This is a genomic window from Paenibacillus mendelii (assembly GCF_024498075.1).
Classification (GTDB): Bacteria; Bacillota; Bacilli; order Paenibacillales; family Paenibacillaceae; genus Paenibacillus_Z; species Paenibacillus_Z mendelii.
Genome location: NZ_JANHOF010000001.1, coordinates 771,604 through 787,435 on the forward strand (window position 1 = coordinate 771,604; position 15,832 = coordinate 787,435).

Consider the following 15,832-nt stretch of genomic DNA (forward strand, 5'->3'; position numbering starts at 1 on the left):
ATTCGATCGGAGGGGTTTTTACCCGTTCTCATACAGGTTTGGCGCTGGACGCAAAGAGGCCGTCGGTTCGAAACCGACGGCTTGCTTCCTACCCCTTCAGCGTGTTGAAAATCTGGTTATTGCCCTTTTTTAATCATGTCCGCAACCGATAATAGCCGCTTGGTTTGGTGTATGACGGCGCCCTTAACGTCTCCCTTGATGTTGCCGTCCTGATCGACGGTTGCGCTTGTCCCGTATGGGTTGCCGCCTGCCGCATAGATCGAATTATCGGTATAACCCGGCGATACGACAATAGCTCCCCAGTGAAACATGGACGTGTATAGGGACAGAATGGTCGCTTCTTGCCCGCCATGCTCGTTCTGCGCGGAGGTCATTGCAGACACTGCTTTATTGACCGTCTTACCTTGGAACCAAATACCTCCGGTCGTATCCAGAAACTGCTTCATCTGCGAAGCCATGTTGCCGAATCGGGTTGGCGTGCTGAACATGATCGCATCCGCCCATACGATGTCGTCATTCGTAACAACAGGAATATTCGCAGTCGCGTCGACATGAGCCTTCCAAGCCGGGTTAGAAGCAATAACCGATTCTGGAGCGAGCTCTTGCACCTTGAGTATTTTGGCCTCTGCGCCGAATTGCTGTGCGCCTTCTGCTGCCATCTGAGCCAGCTTGTAATTCGTTCCCGTCGAGCTATAATACACAATTGCCAGTTTTACATTGCCCATCGCTCTTCGTCCCTTTCTGAAATAAATTCATTCAACCGGCATATTGTTTCACATCAAACCTGATATTATGTTTGGCGGTTTACAGATCAGGACAACAGGGATCCCACGAAGAAACGTCGAAGAGCATTAATAACCTGACAAGCCGAATAAATGCAGGATTTACTCATTCCCCTTAAAGACGTCGTTCATTTTCTTGCGGCCATGAATGGCGACCTCTAAGGCACTTAATCCTTCATAGTCCTCCTTAAATAGCTCCAGCGATAAATACCCGACGTACTCCGCCCGCTCCAGCTGCTCTCTCAGTCTCTTCAGAGGAGCTTCGCCGTCGCCGGGGAACAATCGGTCCTTGTCGGCAACATCCGCTCTGGCAGGAATGGCTGGATAATCATTAATATGAACGATGCCGATTTGATTGCCTTGCAATTGTTCCAATGTGCTCCAATCGCTTCCCCCCTTGTACATATGGAAGGGATCCACCAGAATTCGCGAATCGTCAATCCCGCTCGCAGCTGCCACTGCCAATGCGGTTTCAAGCGTCGACAGCTGCTCTGCCATACCCCAGAACTCCAGGTAAGTCTCGATCCCGAGGGAACGACCAAGCTGAACTAATCTGTTGAAATGATCTCCCATCGTTCCAATCGAGACATGCTTCACTTGACCGAACGGAGGTGCGGCCACGGCCCGGCAGCCTAAGCTTGCCAGCATCCGCATTTCCTCCTCGGCCTGGCGAAAGCCCTCCTCCCTAACGTTCTCATCCTCGTCCGCCCATTTGAAGAAGGCGATCGCATTCACAAATTCAACCCCTGCCTCATGCAGCGCGTCCTTCAATTGCTCAGAGGTTCCCCCGCTGCTTAGGTAGCTCTGGATATCTGAGACCCACAGCTCAATGCCTTCGTAGCCGGCTTCGCCGGTGATCCGTATTTGTTCCAAGACAGGCAAACGAAAGGACAGCAAGGTAGAAGTATTCAATGCAAGCTTGAATGAATTCAATGAAAACACTCCTCTTCTCTCCATTATCCTGCAGCGTTCAGCAGGTCCATGTTTTCGTGTGAAAGGGTTACCGACGAAGCGCCTGCGCTGCTGGCAATACTTACGCCTCGGCTTGCGCCCGGAATAGGAATCATGACCGGGGAAAGCTGGAGCAGCCACGCGAGAGCCGCTTGCTGAGGGGAAATACCGTGTTCTGCCGCGACACGTGATAGAAGGTCATTCTCGCCGATCTGACCGGCCTTCCCCATCCCGTTCAAGGGACTATACGGCAAGAAGGCGATGCCAAGCTCTTCGCAGCGCTTTAGCACTTTCATCGAGGAACGGTCGAATACATTCATCCGGTTCTGAACGCTGGCAATAGGCACGATAGCGTTCGCTTCCTCCAGCTGCTCGACCGTAATGTTAGATAGGCCGACATGTACGATTTTCCCTTCCTTCCTCAATTCGGCCAGTAAGCCGATCGATTCTGCGAAAGGAACTTTCGGATCGTGTCGATGATATTGGTACAAGGTAATCGCATCCCGTTCTAACGCCCGGAGACTGGCTTCGCACGCCTCTCGAAGACGTTCCGGGCGACCGTCACACTCCCATCTGCCCTCCGGGCGGATCATCCCTCCTTTGGTCGCCACGACGATGTTGGGGTGCCCTCTGAGCGCCTTCGCGATGACGCGTTCATTATGGCCCATTTCGGATGTCTCCAGACAATAGGAGTCGGCCGTATCCAGCAGCGTAACGCCTGCTTCCAATGCGGCATGAATCGTTCTGATTCCCTCTGACTCGGAGGGCCGTCCGGTTACCGATATCGGCATGCAGCCCATTCCTATTTCTCCAACGCTAACTCCTGTATTCCCGAGATCTCTCTTCTTCAAGGCACTCATCCTCTCGTATTCGATATCACAGGCGCTTCCATATATTTCCCAACCTTATTCCATTTCGCTTTGACTGGCTGATTCTCCTGCTCGAGCATTCTTTCTCATTCGGTCTTATGCCTGAACAGCCTCCGGATACAAGTAACAAAAAAGACAGGCGCCGATCTCACCTGTCTGATTATATCGAGTATCTGATCTGATCAAAGCGGCATCAGCAAAGCGATATAAGCAACCTTCCCATCATCGAAATAGAGATGGAATTTCAAATAATCGCCGAGCCGATAGCTCCACTTGCTTGTCGTCTTGCTGTTCGGCTCTCCCAGCTTATCGATCACCTGGTCCGGTGTTAAACCCACCTTAACCCCGTCCTTCGTCGTATGGCGATCGCTTTCGAAGAACACATAACCGCCCAAGGCGATGATGTCGTCATCCTTCTCCTGTACGGATTCGATCTTCTGCAGGCTGTCGTCATAGTAGCTCAAGCTACTCCCGGCCTGCTGCTTGGACAGCTCTGCTTCCCATCCGTTGATGTCTTTCCCGTCTACGGCAAGACGATCACTCTTATAATTCACTTCGCTCTCCGTTGTCCCCTGCTCCATCTCCATACGCGCCTGTTCTTCCAAACGGTCTATTCGGCCAAGACGGGATTCCGGAGCAAGCAAGCCTTGCATCAATCGCAGCACCTGACTATCGGCATAGAAGTGGGACCCCCGCCATTCGAACGTATTGGTATTCGGCCAGTAGGGAATTTCGAAGGTATCGTCATTCTCCTGAATGCGTATGATTACACTGCTGTCCGAACGGGCAGCATCCGCCGTGGAATCCAGCCCTCCCGCTTTGGATTTCTCAAGATCCAGCCAATTAAAGTTTTGCAGGATCACATACTGCCGATTGGAAGGGATGGTGATGTCCTTATTGTTCAATTTGTCATGAATCGTAAGCGATAATGCGGTGCTCTCCGTACTGAAAGGCAGTTGATCCTTGAGATACCCAGTCAGCGGAACCTCCTCGTTTGGCTCTGGTTTATCATCCGGCTCCGGATCGGTCACAGGGGGTTTGGGCTGCGGAGTCGGCTTCGTCGATACAATGGGGTCTCCAGTCTTATCGAGAATGCCTCGAATCCATCCGGTGTAGGAGCCCTGCGGCAGGAGCCCCATCACGACAATGAGAACGGCAATGCCCGCAGTGATTGCAGGTATCCAGCGGGTTCTCCTTCCGGTTGTCTTCATTGTCATGCCGGCGGCCTCCTTCTCGATGGCTTGCATCTTTGCAGCTGTGAATGTTTTCTCCTTCAGCGGTTCAGTCTTTAATTTCGAGTACCATTCCGGTTTAAAATCATTCATATGCGGCCTCTCCCTCCTTCCAGTGAGCCGACACCCTTTGGCGCGCGCGCGACAATCGGGACTTTACCGTTCCCTCCGAAATACCAAGCGTATCCGCAATTTCTTTGACGGACAAATCGTATTTGCCATGAAGGATAAGCACCTCTCTGAATTTAAGCGGGAGTTTAAGAACGGTTCGCCAGATATCGTCTGATAGCGATTGCTCCACGACTTCATGCTCCGCCGAAGGGCTCGTCGCTTTGCTGCTGATCCAAGCGGTCAGCGTCACTCTTCGCATGAATGCCGTTCGCATATAATTGACCGATGTGTTGCGCGCCATGGACAGCAGCCATGTTTTTACAGAGGATTCGCCTCGGAATGATTCAAAATTCCGGTAAGCGTTCAAGAATACATCCTGCGTAACGTCATCAGCCAGATCATGACGCTTCGTCATTATATAAGCCAAGCTCCAGACATCCTGCCCATACTGCTCCATCAGGTTTCGCAAGAGCCCGGCATCCAGGTTCGTTAGATGCTTCCAATGGGATTCCTCCAACTCCAACATCATCACCTCCATAGATTAGACAATGCCTCCTGCAGATTAGTTCCCCCTTTTATGAAAGGCTATGTTAAACTTTATTGTTGATATTTGATATATACGAACAAACGTTCTATAATGAGGGTAATATCACTGTTCGGAGATGATTTATCCATGGATTTAAAGGAACTGAAAAAGTTTGCTGCTACGTTGGACGATAATGGTAAGCGAGAGCTTATTTACTTTTTGCAGTCACGAACCCAGGGAGTTTCGGTTCCAGTTCGAGCGATTGATGAAATTCAAGAGCAGAAGCATAAAGATGGGCTTGTTTGCCCGCATTGTAAAAACCATTCTGTCGTGCGATTTGGAAAGTACGCTGTAAAAACACGTACTGGAGAGGTTAAACGTCAACGTTACCGTTGTAAGTCCTGTTTCCAAACGTTCAATGACCTTACAAATACCCCTCTGCAACGAACGAGGAGACCTCATATTTGGGTTCGTTTTATTGAATGTATGATTGAGGGCTTCTCTCTGAGAAAATGTGCAGAGCAGTTAAACGGTGAAGTCACGCATGTCACTTTGTTTTACTGGCGGCATAAGATTCTTGCCGCTCTGAAGCAGATTCCAACCGAAGCATTTCAAGATATTGTTGAAATGGACGAGACCTACTTTCTGTACTCGGAAAAGGGCAAACGGAATATTGTCGAAGTAAGCCATGTAAACGTGGCGGGAAAGCCAAATATCGTGGCATTAGTAATGACCAAGTATGTGTACTCGTTGTCCGTGACCGTCAGAAAATGACGTACTCTGGCGTACTTGGGCGTGGACGTATTCGGACTACAAAATTGGATGAAGCGATTGGTGGTCATCTATCTGACTCAAACGTGCTATGCACTGATTCATGGAGAGCTTTCAGTTCCTATGCGAATTCAAAAGGCTTGGCTCATTACCGATTCAAGTCCGACGGAAAGCAACGTGTTAAAGGCGTGTACCATATCCAAAACGTAAACAGCTACCACAGCCGTTTGAAGAAATGGATGGATCGCTTTAATGGTGTTGCAACTAAATATTTGCAACATTATTTGGCTTGGTTTCGTTACTTAGACAGCAAGGAATATGAGAATACCGCATCGAATAAGAAAAATATGTTGGTCAAATCGTGCCTATTTACTGTGACCGACACGAACACCAAGCTTCGGCTTTCTGCTTATTCTTGTTAAGCTAAACGGAGTTTACTTCAATCCGCAAGTTTTATTTAGAACAATTTGATAAATGAACGGAAGTGACTAATGAACATTCGTCTGTTAAATGACTCTGATGCCCAAGTGTACAAGGAAGTAAGGTTGCGTGCATTGAAAAATGATCCTGATGCATTTGGATCAACGTATGAGCAAGAAGAAACTAAACCCCTGGGGCACATTATAGAAAGGATACACCATACAAAAGATCAATTTGCATTGGGATGTTTTGACGACAATAACACATTAGTTGGCATTGTCAATTTTTCACGTGAAAACAGGCTTAAGACGGCACATAAAGGAAATATTTACGGCATGTACGTAGAGCCTAAATTTCGAGGACGGGGGTTAGGTAAAGCCCTTCTATTAGCCTTGATTGAAAGAGCAACAAAAGAATGTGAAGGGTTGGAACAGATTCATTTGACGGTTGTGTCTAATAACAAATCAGCAAAACGCTTATATGTCTCGCTGGGGTTTGAAGTTTACGGTGTAGAACCACGTGCATTAAAGTTTGATGAACAGTATTTCGATGAAGACTTAATGATTTTAAGATTGCGACTTTAAACTAAAGGGCACGATAGCTCAATGAACCGCCTTTTCAGCAAGGCGGTTTTCTTATGGTTTATTATCAACATTAGAATTTAACATAGCCTTATGAAAAAAAGAAAAAATGGCTGAACAGGTTTGAGAGCCTGTTCAGCCATTCTACATCACAATCACGATTTATAGTTCGTGCCTCCATAAACCGATACAAACCGGTACGTTCCCGATGCGATACGATATACCGAGCAGCCATCCTCGCGGCCCAGAAGCTCGACGTTCCGGGCGGCAATAGCCAGTGTATCGTCTTCCAGCACATCCGATCCTTCTACGGAAGGAATATAGACCAGTGCCGATACATTCGCGGGGATGATGACTTCCAGTCGAAATTCACCCTGAATTAGCTGCCAATCCGTCTTAACCGGACCATATAACGAATCATACGTACAGCGTGCCGAAGTCAACCTGCCATTGATTCGCGGGCGAATGAGCAGCTTCCGGTATCCCGGCTCCGAAGGATCGCGGTCGATGCCTCCCACGTTCCGGTAGAGCCATTCGCCAACCGAACCGAAGGCGAAGTGGGAGAACGAGTTCATCCCGGGATCCTGGAATCCGCCATCCTTGGTCCAGCCATCCCATCGTTCCCAGATCGTCGTCGCACCTTGATTCACGGAATAGAGCCAGGAAGGGTAAGCTTCCCGAAGGAGCAGCCGGTAGGCAAGCTCCGCATGTCCGTTCTTCGTAAGCACGCTCATAAGGAATTTCGTTCCATGAAAGCCCGTTGTCGCCATACCGCCTGCCTGCTCGATCTTGGAGACCAGCTTCTCAAGTACGGCTGACCGCAAATAATCCGGAAGCAGATCCATCTCCAGCGCCATCGCATAGGCCGTCTGGGTATCGCCCTTAATGCTGCCTTGCTCATCGACGAATTGCTCGATAAAGGATTGACGAATCATAGCAAATCTCTTCGCATACAACGCTTGGTCTGCCGTCATGCCCAGCACGCCGGCAATGTCCGATAACAGCTTCGCATTATAGGCCATATAGGCGGTGGAGAAAATATCATAGGGCGTCGTTGAATGATGGCTGACCATCCGGCCGAACTCGGCGATCACTTCTTCAAAGGGACGTTCGTTCACCGACAGCCAATCCCCATATTGAGGAACGTCTTTACGAATCCCACCCGGAAACTGCTTCCAATTGAACCCGACCCACTTCTTCATCGCCTCGTAGTGCTTGCTCAATATCTTCTTGTCGCCATAGGTTTCATACATCGACCAGGCGACAATAATAGGCGCATCCGCCCAACCGGAAGATGCCGTATGGGTATACGTGAAATCATTATCGAATTCCGTCTTCGGCCCGAAGATGAATGGAGCGAAGTCGGTGAAAGCGCCTGTCGGCTGCTGGGCGTCTTCAAGATCGACGAGCCACTTGGCAAAGAAGGCTGCAACATCCATATTATATGCCGCTGTGGGGGCGAAGATCTGAGCATCTCCCGTCCAGCCATGCCGCTCGTCCCGCTGCGGGCAGTCGGTCGGCACACTCATGAAGTTGGCGCGCTGCGTCCAGCGGATGTTCGATATCAATTGGTTTACGAGCGGATGCGAGGTTTCCAGCTCGCCCGCCACAGGCAGGTCGGAATGGACGACGATACCCATGACATCGTCGATCGCAAATCCGGCTCCGCTGGCTTCTACATAACGAAACCCGTGGTATGTGAATGTCGGCTCGAAGGTTTCCGCCGTTCCGCCCCTGCACACATACGTATCGATCTGCCGAGCCAAGCGGAGATTATCCGTATACAATTGTCCATTGTCATCCAGTACCTCGCCAAACTTGAACGTACATCGCGCTCCCGGCTCACCAGTTAGGGTAACGGCAATCCAGCCTGCCATATTCTGTCCCATATCGATGATAACGCGCCCATCTTGAAGCGGGCGAATTTCGACGGGCTGACGTGTTTCTGTTACCCGGATCGTGCGGGACATCTGCGAAACGAGCCATCCCCGGTAATCGTACATGATATCAACGCAGACCCATGCCGAATCGTCGAAGGATAGCCCGTTCCAGCCCGGCATCTCCAAGCGCGCGTCTACGGTCTCGCCCATCTGCAGATCCGAGGAGACGATTGGACCATGAGAGGCTTTCCAATCTTCATCGGTGACGAGGCAATCTGTCGTCCCGTCCTCGTATTCAATGTTCAGCTGCAGCAGAAACGAGGGATCCATGCCATACTTTTGAAACCCGTACATCCCGATATAGCCGGCATACCAGCCTTGGCCGAGAGTGGCGCCTGCGGCGTTGTCGCCCTCCTGCAGCAGCCCTGTCACGTCGTAGGTCTGGTATTGCGTGCGGACATGGTAATCGGTCCATTCCGGCGAGAATACATCATTCCCGACCCGCTTTCCGTTCAGATACAGCCGATACAAGCCTAGCGCCGTTGCGTAGGCCGTTGCCCGCTTCACGCCCTTCCTCACCTGAAAATCACGCCTCAGATAGATGGAAGGCTTGGGCTGTTCCTTCGTCGGCTTATGGTCGTTCTTCAAGCCGATCCAGCTGCCCTGCCATTGATCCCGAGCCAGAAGCCCCATCGACCACATCGCCGTGCTGCTCCAATTTCCACCGTTTCCCGCTTCATCCCAAAGCTGAACCTTCCAATAAGCGCATTGCCCGGATACAAGCTCCGTACCCTCGTAGACAATATGCTGCGATTCCTCGGATTCTATCTTCCCGCTATCCCATAGGTTTCCCAGATCGAGGTCGAGTGTCTTCTGATCGGTTGCCACAAGCAAGCGATATGCGGTTTGCTTCGCTCCGCGGTGATTTGCAACTGCAATCCAGCCTAAGCGAGGTGCGCTCACATCAATGCCAAGCGGATCATCCAAGTATTCGGTGCGCAGCCGCCCTGCAGTTAATCGTTCCAAGTCTATCCCTCCATATCCATGAATAACGAAGCTCTTTCTTTAACCTTTGACGCCTCCGGAAGCCATACCTTCAAGCACCTTACCGGAGAAGATGAAGAATAGGATGAGGATCGGCACCGTGGCCATCACGGATCCGGCCATAGCCAGATCAAGGTTATACATCAGATTGTTCGAGAATTTCATAATCATCAGCGGTATCGTTCGATTACTGTCGCTTTGCAGCATAATAAGCGGCACGAAAAACTGATTCCAAATTTGAACCGACATAATAATGCAGATGCTGTAAATAACCGGACTCGCCAGCGGGAACATGACGCGGATAAAGGTGGTCCACTCGCCAGCTCCGTCGATTTTGGCTGATTCGTACAAGTCCTTCGGCAGCTTCTCGAAGAAGGTCGTCAGCAGAAATACCGGCAGCGATATGCCTGAGGCCAGTACGAGGACAACCCCCCACTGGGAATTAAGCAGCCCCAAATCGCGAATAAGCAGGAAGATCGGCACAATCCCGAGCTGCACCGGAAACATGAGTCCAATTAAGAAATAGAGCAGCACGACGCTCTTGAATCGGAATTGATAACGCCCGATTCCATAGGCGACCGTCGAGGACAGCAGAATCACGATGACGAGCGTCGCAACCAGAATCCAAGTGCTGTTGGCAAAATATCGTAGAAAGTCCGCTTCCACGAACAGCTTTTTGAAGTTGGCGAAATTAAACGTCTCCGGCAGGCCGAACGTATTCGACAGCAGTTCTTTCTTGGACCGGAACGCCTGATAGGTCATATAAGAGAGCAGGAATAAAGTGAATGATGAATAAACCCACAAAATGGTTGAGCTTACGTAAGTTTGCTTCGGTCTCAAGTTCATGTTCAGTCCTCCGTCCTGCGGTAGGTGAGAACCACCTGTATAAGCGCCACGATAAAGATAACGGCGAACATCACGCAGGCAATCGTCGTACCCATTCCCATTGCATTCACATTCATGGTCCCTCCGACGGCGCTGTTGTCGCCAAAGGCAATCCGATAGAAGAACAAGGCCATCACATCGACGCTGCGATTAATGCCGCCGGCAACGCCGCCTAATATAAAGCTGAAATCAAACATGGTCATGGCGAAAATATAAGTCAGAATCAGCATATTCAAGACCGTCGTCTTGATTTGGGGCAGGACGATGCTGAAAAATCTGCGCCAGTACGAAGCCCCTTCCAAATAGGCGGCTTCCATCACTTCATGAGAAATCATCTTCATCGCGCCCAGGAAGAAGATCATACCGACGCCGATTCCGGACCAGGCTACCATCATCCATACGACGAAGATCCCGAGCTCCGGCAGTCCCAGCCATGGACGGGTCCAAGACCCCAGCCCCACCGTCTCCAGCAGCTTGTTGAATACCCCGATATTACCGTCGAAGATCAGCGTGCCCATAAATACGATGACAGGCGTGGCAATGAATTGCGGGGAGAAGATCATCGCTTGGAAGAAGCGGTGCCCCCGGATTCCGCTGTACAGCAGATAGGCCATATACAGCTGTGCCGGAAGAACGGCCAATGCGTTAAGCAGGAATAATGTAACGCTGTTACGGAACGCGCCCGTCAGCTGGCCGAACAGCTCCTTGTTCGTGAATAGCTCGATATAGTTGTCAAACCCGACAAACGTTTTCTCGCCAATCCCATCCCACCGGTTAAAGCTGATCTGCAGCGCCGAAAAGATCGGATAGACGGAAAACAGGGTGTACAAGACGAATCCCGGTAATATAAACCATAGAAACGGCCTCTTCCTCATCCAAGTCAAACCCATGCACCCTCTTTGTTAGGAGAAACGGCCAAGCGACGTCAAACTCGCGTCTCTTGACCGTTTCTTCGTATTCTGTAGTCGTTTATTTCGCCGGGTAATTGGCCGCTTTGTCGAGAACAGCTGCCGCTTCTTCACCCGTTGTGGCTGCAGTCATCAGCTTCGGAATAACATCCTTCATCAGAATGTCAGCCGCATTCGATTCTTGCGTCGAAAGCGCCGTCAGCACCGAGTAGATGTTCACGCCGGCTTCGTCGAATACAGCAAGCTCTTTAATGCCTTCGTCTTTAGGCGTGATATCTTTAATCGTCGGCACCAGACCTACGGAATCTTCCAATATTTGTTGAGCTTCCAGCGAGTTCAGGAACTCCAAATATTTGACCGCTTGATCCGGGTGCTTCGATTCATTCGAAATCGCGTACGTCATGAAGTTGCTGTAGCTGGATTGAACGATCTTCTTGCCTTCTTTGTTCGGAATCGGGAAGCGGCCCAGATTCATGCCTGAATCGACATAAGTCGCATTCGCCCAAGTACCGTCAATGATGGCAGCAGCTTTGCCGTTCGTGAAGGCCAGCTGTGCTGCAGCATAATCCTGTGCCAGGAAGTCTTTGCCGAAGTAGCCTTTATCCGTGAAATCACGGAAGGTTTGCAGCATATGCGCGATCGCTGGATCAGTCAATTTGCCTTCGCCTTTCTGAGCTTTTACAAGCGCTTCATTCGACAGGGCAGGAGCCAAGGCGAAGATCGGCCATGCACGATCCCATTCGCTCTTGCCGGCAAGCGCGATCGGCGTTAAGCCGGCTGCCTTCAGCTTATCCAGCCCTTGGACGAATTCATCCCAGTTAGCTGGCGCTTGAACACCGTTCTTCTCGAACAGGTCCTTGTTGTAATACACGACGTTCGTATCGAAGAAAGAAGGAAGAGAGCAGTATAGCTTGCCGTCGATCGTGCAGTAAGCTTTCTCTGCATCGGCGAACCTTGACAGGTCCATGTTATACGGCGTCAAATCTTTAAGAAACCCGTTCTTAACCATTTCGGCCATCTTGGATGTCTTGTCGCCTTGTACCCAGAACAGATCCGGCAGCTCGTTCGCTTGCAGAGCAACGTTCAAGCTTTGATCGTTCTGCGCGAAATCGTATTCCAGTTTGATGTTCGGGTATTTGTCTTGGAAAGCCGCGTTTATCTGTTTGAACGACTCTTCCAGCGTTGCCTGGTTGCCCAGATCGCCCCAAACCTTAAGCGTGACTTTCTCGTCGCTAGGCTCTTCGCCCTTATTATTCGTCGTGCCGGCCGGCTCTTTCGTGCCGCTGTTTCCGTTGTTGTAACCGCCGCAGCCTTGCAGCAGTGCTCCGAACATGGCGACAAGCGCCAGCACAAGCACGAATCTCCGTAGCTTCACTTATAACCCCTCCAATATTCTCGGTTGTTAACTAGCTTCTTACGATCGCGATCAATTTCTATTGTAAGCGATATTATGAAGCAGACCCATGCAGGATGAAATGAAGAAGATGCCAAAAGAAACGGAAGACATCGCTGTCTTCCGTCCTATGTTCCATATCCTACGATCTTGATTCCATTACTTACGGCCTAGAAGCGCTGCTTGAATTGCTTGACCGTTTGTCCCGTTGCTTTCTTGAATACCTTAATGAAATAATTCGGATTGGTATAACCGACCCGGGCGGCGATTTCCTCCGTTGAATAATCCGTCTCGCGATACATGCGTATCGCTTCGCGAATCCGAATCCGCACGACATAATCCGAGAACGATTCACCGGTTTCCTGGCGGAAGCGTTGGCTGAAATGATTGGCGCTGAAGTTCACCTTCTCCGCCATCTCCTCCAAGCGGATCGGCTCCCCATAGAAGCTCTCCACATACTTCTTGACGACGAGCACCCAACCTCGGCTTGTCTGAATCGACGCGATCGTATCCTGGGTCTTTGCGGTCATGTCATATATAACCGCCATAAATTCGTGATGGCTGCGGACCCGCTTCATGGCCTCCGGCAGCGGCCATAAGGAACCGAAGCGGCTCCTGATCTGGTCGATGTCCAGATCATATCGCTCGATAAGCAGATCCGTCAGCTGAACAGCCACGGTTTCGCCCACACGAAGCCACTCGGAAGGGTACCAGCGGGTTCCCGGATCTTCTAATCGAGCTTCGAGCTCATCGGTTAATTCGGTGAAATTCAAATATTGAATGCGGTTCTTGATGCGTTTATACCATTCCAGCCATTCCTGCTCGGCAATTATTCCGAGATCATACTCTTCTCTGACATAGATGCCGGCTCCATGATAGAAAGATAGCGAAGCCGCTTCCTCCGCCTCATGCCTTAATTGCCCCATTCGGGTAAAAGGCGCGCTGGAGCTAATACCCGCAATAAGCCCGATGTTCAAATTTTTGGCCCAAGCCGCTTTCAATTCCTCCGCCATTTGCTGCAATCCCCACAGGCCTTCCTTTAACGAATCCGCAGCCGATACCACGCATATGCCATGAATGAAACCGGAGTCCTCTCCGATAAACTCCATATGCTTCAAGCGGCGGAATATCTCTTCTGCCTGCAGGGCCATGGCCTTCAGTTCGGCTTGTGAATACAGGACATCTCTTGGAATGGGACGAAGACATATCCAGCGCACGGTATCGCCCCACCGGTCGAATCGGCCGCTAATGGCGGGATAGTCCGATGCGGCCCGGAAGAGCCGTTCCCCGGCTGTCTGCTTGAGCAGCTGCTGCTTCTCTTCCAGCAGCCGCTCAGCCTCCTCCCGCACCTGATCCTGCTTTTCGTTCTGATCGCCTGAAGCTGCGGATGGTTCTGTGAATTGAAGGGAATCGAGTACCCGAAGCAGCTCCTCCGGTTCCATTTCATACTTAGAGATGTAGTCCTTCACGCCCAATTGAATCGCTTGCCGCATATAATCGAAATCGTTATAGCTGCTGAGAATAATGAATTTGAGCTGAGGATCGATGAGCTTCAGCTCCCTGATTAATGCCAGTCCATCCATGCCGGGCATCCGAATATCCGTCAGCACCACATCGAAGGCCTGCTGCCGCGCCGCGGCTACCGCTTCCTCCCCGCTCTTGAATACGCCGGCAATATGATAGCCGCGCAGCTCCCATTCGATAATGGACTGAAGCCCGATACGGACCAGCGATTCGTCATCGACGATCATTACTTTACGCATGCTGTTCTCCCCCGTTGTCATCTGCCCGAATCAGCGGGACCTTCACTGTAATTCGTGTACCCTCGTTTGCATCACTCTGTATGATTAGACCATATTGGGGTCCATAATGAAGCTGAATACGCTCATGAACGCTGTGAAGTCCAAAGTGCTGATCCGGATTCATCAAGCCGTTCGTCATTTCTTTCAATCGTTCCGGTGTCATTCCAATTCCGTTATCGCTGACCATGACCATCAATTTCTCGTCTTCTTCCCAGGCTTCGACGATAATTTCGCCGGGATGCTCGGATGGAGACAAACCATGAATCAAGGCGTTCTCGATCAAAGGCTGCAGTAAAAATTTCAACACAAGCGCCTTCTCTAAAGAAGCTGGAATAGATGTCGTGAATCCAAAATGCTGATAGCGCACCTTCTGAATCGCCACGTAATTGGATAGCATGGCGATTTCGTCTGCCAGCGTGACCGGATCACCCGACCTGCGAAGCGCATAAGTCAGAAGCTGATTGAGCGAATCCACCATCTCTTTGATGTTATCCTGCTTTTGAATCATGGCCATCCAACGAATCGAATTCAATGTATTATATAAAAAATGCGGGGACAATTGATTCTGAAGCACCCGGATTTCCGCATCCTTCTTCTTCTTCTCCTGCTTGGCGACCTGATCGATCAGATGCTCGATTTCATACATGACAGAGATGAACGTGTCGTTCATCTCCACCACTTCCACAGCCCCCTTGAGGTGCTTCAATTGCCCGGGACGGACACCCCTGATGCCCAATTTCATATTCACCATCAAACGGCGGATCGGAATAACCAGGTCCAGTGCCAGCAGGTGGGTCACGATGAGCCCGAGCAGGATGCAGACCAGGACAAAATAGACGGCTAGCCGCACATTATTATAGATCGGCTCGTACAGCTGCTTGAGCGGCAGCTGGGCTGACAATGTCCATCCATTCTGCAGCTTATCCTCCGAGAAGGTCAGCAGCTGCTTCTCCTCGGGGGCGATCACGACGCCGTTATCAATCAGAACGCCGCCGTCCTTCGCGAGCAGCTTGAGCGCGGCATCCTCTTGGAATCTCGTTTGGTTGAAAATATCCGTAAACGCTTCCACCTGAATCACGATCGTAAGCGTGCCAAGTTCATTCAGCTTGGAATCCCGGATGGTCCGCCCTAGCCGGAAGGCCTGAAATTCAATGTAACCGTCACCATATGTCTCCGGCTCGAACCACCGCGCAGCCCCTTTCATATCGCCGACCTGGCTGCGATATTCGGAATGGTTCACGCCATAATCGCCGTAGGCCGACTTGCCGTAAGTAAACAAGCTCTTCGGGGTTTCAACCATGATGGAGCGGATATATTCGTTCTGGTCGGCACCCAGCCATAAGACATTCAGCTTCTCGTTAATAATGCCCTCGAGCTGGAATCTGTCGTAACTGGAGACGGGATCGGCTTGAATGGCCCGTATAAGATCGCCATCGGTCATGATTTGTTTGCTTAGCTGCTGATAGCTGCTCATGCGGTCATTGATCTTCTGCCCCATTAGACTGAGCAGATCTGTCGCATATTCAGCCGTTCTCATTTTGGAGGCGGAGGTATAGCTGTCGGTGACATAGTAAATTCCTGCGAGTGCAGGCAGCAGAATAAGCGGCGTATAGACAAGCCCCAGCTTATACGGCAGGCGCAGCTTGCGCCAGATTGAGGATATCCGTTTGATCATCG

At 50.7% G+C, this 15,832-nt stretch carries 12 protein-coding genes and 1 pseudogene; 2 read left to right on the forward strand and 11 right to left on the reverse strand.

The genetic code is table 11. The annotated features are described in order from the left end of the window. Positions 1-116: 116 nt before the first annotated feature. The 5 genes from wrbA to NNL21_RS03335 form a co-directional block, all read right to left on the reverse strand. Positions 117-725, reverse strand: coding sequence for an NAD(P)H:quinone oxidoreductase type IV (wrbA, locus tag NNL21_RS03315; RefSeq protein ID WP_204816021.1), 609 nt, complete (start codon positions 723-725; stop codon positions 117-119). 159 nt (positions 726-884) lie between these two features. Next, positions 885-1,715, reverse strand: coding sequence for a sugar phosphate isomerase/epimerase family protein (locus tag NNL21_RS03320; RefSeq protein WP_204816022.1), 831 nt, complete (start codon positions 1,713-1,715; stop codon positions 885-887). Positions 1,716-1,738: 23 nt separating this feature from the next. Beyond that, the gene (locus NNL21_RS03325; RefSeq protein WP_256555032.1) at positions 1,739-2,584 is read right to left on the reverse strand and encodes an aldo/keto reductase; all 846 of its coding nucleotides are present in this window, start codon (positions 2,582-2,584) and stop codon (positions 1,739-1,741) included. A gap of 200 nt (positions 2,585-2,784) precedes the next feature. Continuing rightward, positions 2,785-3,927 (reverse strand): hypothetical protein, encoded by a 1,143-nt coding sequence (locus tag NNL21_RS03330; protein WP_204816024.1) that lies wholly within the window; start codon positions 3,925-3,927, stop codon positions 2,785-2,787. Then, positions 3,920-4,483 (reverse strand): RNA polymerase sigma factor, encoded by a 564-nt coding sequence (locus NNL21_RS03335; protein WP_309145299.1) that lies wholly within the window; start codon positions 4,481-4,483, stop codon positions 3,920-3,922. The genes NNL21_RS03330 and NNL21_RS03335 overlap by 8 nt, the downstream gene beginning before the upstream one ends. Before the next feature lie 135 nt (positions 4,484-4,618). On the opposite strand from NNL21_RS03335, the pseudogene NNL21_RS03340 reads away from it, so the two are divergent. Both NNL21_RS03340 and NNL21_RS03345 read left to right on the forward strand, forming a co-directional pair. Next, a pseudogene (locus tag NNL21_RS03340) lies at positions 4,619-5,664 on the forward strand (IS1595 family transposase). Between the two features lie 69 nt (positions 5,665-5,733). Beyond that, positions 5,734-6,246, forward strand: coding sequence for a GNAT family N-acetyltransferase (locus NNL21_RS03345; protein WP_204816025.1), 513 nt, complete (start codon positions 5,734-5,736; stop codon positions 6,244-6,246). 152 nt (positions 6,247-6,398) lie between these two features. Here the strand turns inward: NNL21_RS03345 and NNL21_RS03350 are convergent, their stop codons facing one another. From NNL21_RS03350 to NNL21_RS03375, 6 genes are all read right to left on the reverse strand, one after another. After that, positions 6,399-9,149, reverse strand: a complete 2,751-nt coding sequence (locus NNL21_RS03350; RefSeq protein WP_204816026.1) for a glycoside hydrolase family 78 protein — start codon at positions 9,147-9,149, stop codon at positions 6,399-6,401. Between the two features lie 39 nt (positions 9,150-9,188). After that, complete coding sequence (locus NNL21_RS03355; protein ID WP_204816027.1) at positions 9,189-10,013, reverse strand: carbohydrate ABC transporter permease; 825 nt, start codon at positions 10,011-10,013, stop codon at positions 9,189-9,191. A gap of 2 nt (positions 10,014-10,015) precedes the next feature. Beyond that, positions 10,016-10,927: a carbohydrate ABC transporter permease gene (locus NNL21_RS03360; RefSeq protein ID WP_256555090.1), complete on the reverse strand. Its 912-nt coding sequence runs from the start codon at positions 10,925-10,927 to the stop codon at positions 10,016-10,018. Between the two features lie 94 nt (positions 10,928-11,021). Further along, on the reverse strand, positions 11,022-12,335 hold the full coding sequence (locus tag NNL21_RS03365; RefSeq protein ID WP_204816029.1) for an ABC transporter substrate-binding protein: 1,314 nt from the start codon (positions 12,333-12,335) through the stop codon (positions 11,022-11,024). Between the two features lie 188 nt (positions 12,336-12,523). Beyond that, on the reverse strand, positions 12,524-14,116 hold the full coding sequence (locus NNL21_RS03370; RefSeq protein WP_204816030.1) for a response regulator: 1,593 nt from the start codon (positions 14,114-14,116) through the stop codon (positions 12,524-12,526). Next, positions 14,109-15,830 carry a cache domain-containing sensor histidine kinase gene (locus NNL21_RS03375; protein WP_204816031.1) on the reverse strand — a complete coding sequence of 574 codons (1,722 nt, stop codon included), beginning with the start codon at positions 15,828-15,830 and terminating at the stop codon, positions 14,109-14,111. The genes NNL21_RS03370 and NNL21_RS03375 overlap by 8 nt, the downstream gene beginning before the upstream one ends. Positions 15,831-15,832: the final 2 nt, after the last annotated feature.